Genomic DNA, 3,171 nt, shown 5'->3' with positions numbered 1-3,171 from the left:
GTGTCAAACACGAAAATATTATTTTCTTCTATGCTTTTTGCAGGAAAAGTTATAACTTCGGAGCACTTTTTAATTTGAGTAATAAATGTTGGATTTAAAGCAACTTACCACTGATGTATGCCAAATTGCTACAGAGGCTGGACATTTCTTGAAAGAAGAACGAAAGAACTTCCGTCGTGAACATGTGGTGGAAAAACATGTGCATGATTATGTGTCTTATGTAGATAAAGAGTCAAAGGTGCGGGTGGTGAAAGCACTTGCAGCTCTACTGCCCGAAGCAGGGTTCGATAACAGCAGAAGGCTCTGTCACTTATCAGGATGAACCCTACTGCTGGGTCATTGATCCATTGGATGGAACTACAAATTATATTCATGATGAGGCTCCTTACTGTGTGTCTATTGCTTTGCGCAATCGCACAGAACTTCTTTTAGGTGTTGTTTATGAGGTTTGCCGGGATGAATGTTTTTATGCCTGGAAAGGCGGAAAGGCTTTTATGAACGGTGAAGAAATTCATGTGTCGAACGTTGAGAACATCAAAGATGCATTTGTCATTACAGAACTACCTTATAATTATCTACAATATAAACAGACCGCTCTTCATCTTATCGATCAGCTTTATGGGGTAGCGGGAGGTATTCGCATGAATGGTTCGGCTGCCGTTGCAATTTGCTATGTAGCTATTGGGCGTTTCGATGCGTCGATGGAAGCGTTTCTCGGAAAATGGGATTACTCCGCAGCGGCATTGATCGTCCAGCAAGCGGGAGGAAAGGTTACTAACTTCTATGGCGAAGATAATTTCATGGAAGGCCACCATATTATTGCAACGAACGGAATTCTGCATTCTTTCTTTCAGAAACTTTTGGCAGAAGTCCCTCCATTGAATATGTAAGTGGTATTGCAACTTTAAAATCTCTATTACTATGAGACACACACTTCTTGTAAAAGACTGGCTTAGTTCTTTTTTATCTTTACTGTTTCCCCGTTGCTGTGTTGTTTGCGGCCGACCGTTAGCAAAGGGAGAGGAATGTATTTGTACGGTATGCAATATCAAACTACCTCGTACGAACTATCATCTTCGAAAAAATAATCCGGTGGAACGGCTTTTCTGGGGACAAATTCCTTTGGAACGGGCTACTTCCTTTTTCTTTTATGAGAAAGGAAGTGACTTTCGGCTGATTCTTCATCGTTTGAAATATGGTGGACAGAAGGAAATCGGTGCAATTATGGGGCGGTATATGGCAGCAGAACTTTTATCTTCCCACTTTTTTCAAGGAATTGATGTCATAATCCCTATACCGCTTCACAAGAAAAAACTGCAAATTCGCGGTTATAATCAGAGCGAATGGATTGCCCGTGGAATCACTGCTGTAACAGGAATCCCCATAGATACAGAATCCATATTGCGTAAGAAAAATACGGAAACACAAACACACAAATCCATACTTGAACGTCGGGATAATGTGGAAGGTATCTTTGAACTTCAACGTCCCGGAGCACTTGTAGGGAAACACATACTGATCGTTGACGATGTATTGACCACCGGTTCTACTACGCTGGCATGTGCTTCTTGTCTGGTGAATGTGGAGGGAATACGGATTAGTATATTGACGTTGGCGACAGTGGAATAAATATGAAGGCAATGAATAAATAATATAGGAGGTTATTAATATGATTCATGATCCCAGAATTCCGGGATCAGTAGAAACTTAGTGGGTATACGTTATCAAGAGATGAAGTTATTTTGAATCGTGAACGTGAACAAGGCAGGCTACATACAATATTCCGTATTCGCAAAATTCTCTGACATCCGCAAGCAAATGTCAGAGAATTCAGTCAATGAGTACACGGCTCTCTCATACATAAAAACGAAAATCCTCTTTCATCCTATCACCATCTTTCTGAAACTCCCTATTCATCGTATTTACAGAGCGGTGATAGGTTGTCACTAACCTGTCACCTCATCTATCACCTATCACCGCCTATTTTCCTATTGTAAACAGTCATTTTAAAAATTTCACGCCTTGAAACAAAGTGTTTCAAGCAAATGAAACATCTTGAAACAAATCGTACTATTTTTCTACTGACCCCGAATTCCGATATAATGGCACAGTAGAAATTTAGTGGGGATAGAGCCAACTCTTCGCAATCCTGCAAAGAAAGAATTTTCTGTCCGCCATTCCATGTATAGTCCTAAACAATTTAATTCCGGCATTAATATAGACCTAATCATATATCTTATTGAATTTTCATACCATAATCTGCTTTCAGCCGTTTCAGTTTTACCCGCAAACGCTTTGCAGGAAGGAGATAGCGGCTGAAACCGGAACATATTGACCCTTGCAGGAAGGTATTGTAGGCAAGGGGTAGTGCTTTCAGCGCTTTCAGTTTTTTTCAGACTTGCCGGTAGAACTATCTATTGTGAGATGAAATGTAGGCTCTGTTTGGTTATAACAGAGGCTCTGTTACCATGAAATGCAGGCTTTGTTTTGCTATAATAGAGCCTCTGTTGGAAGTAAGTAAGGAGCCGGAGTTATACACATTCGCTTTCAGGAGTGCTTTCAGGCCCAAACGTCGATGAACAGGGACTTTGGTGAAGAACTGAAGGCTGAAGGCGATTTTTCTTTTTAATAGTTAGTGGGAGATTTGACTGTAATTAGTAGGAGAATTGCCTGTAACAAATACTACACTCAATGAAATAATGCAGGAGACTTGGGCAACTCAAGTACATGATTCGGATTGCTTCAGTACCGGATCGAACAATTCATATACATATTATTTTGTGCCTTACCGTATGGAAACGAACTATTTGGGGGATAGGCTACCTTGAAGCACATTACTCAAATTTTTAAACTCTTCTCCGATTTTTCAGATTAAGACAAAATTTATCCCACTATTTTTCTTACAACAAGGTGCTTGAGCTTATCTATGAGCAGACCAATGAGTCAACGAGGCGGCAAGGCACAAAAAAGGGAGAAGATAACTCCTCTCCCCCGTTTCAGTACCCAGACCCGGGGTCGAACCGGGATGGAAGTGAATCCACTGGTGTTTGAGACCAGCGCGTCTACCGATTCCGCCATCTGGGCGCATACTTGATTTCTCAATTGCGGTGCAAATATACGACATTATTTTGATTCCACAATAGTTCGGCAAAAAAAAGGGGGAAAAAAATC

The 3,171-nt window shown here is 40.8% G+C and carries 1 protein-coding gene, 1 tRNA gene and 1 pseudogene; 2 read left to right on the top strand and 1 reads right to left on the bottom strand.

The window, feature by feature from the left end; all coding sequences use genetic code 11:
* The first annotated feature begins 85 nt into the window (after positions 1 to 85).
* Both AB9N12_RS19695 and AB9N12_RS19690 read left to right on the top strand, forming a co-directional pair.
* Positions 86 to 890 (top strand): annotated as a pseudogene (locus AB9N12_RS19695) (inositol monophosphatase family protein).
* 31 nt (positions 891 to 921) lie between these two features.
* Complete coding sequence (locus AB9N12_RS19690) at positions 922 to 1,629, top strand: ComF family protein (protein ID WP_369893777.1); 708 nt, start codon at positions 922 to 924, stop codon at positions 1,627 to 1,629.
* A 1,371-nt stretch (positions 1,630 to 3,000) separates the two neighbouring features.
* Here the strand turns inward: AB9N12_RS19690 and AB9N12_RS19685 are convergent.
* A tRNA-Leu gene (locus tag AB9N12_RS19685) sits at positions 3,001 to 3,084 on the bottom strand.
* Positions 3,085 to 3,171 lie beyond the last annotated feature (87 nt).

This window comes from Bacteroides sp. AN502(2024), from assembly GCF_041227145.1.
In the GTDB taxonomy this organism is placed as follows: domain Bacteria; phylum Bacteroidota; class Bacteroidia; order Bacteroidales; family Bacteroidaceae; genus Bacteroides.
This window is presented reverse-complemented; position numbering and strand designations above follow the sequence as displayed.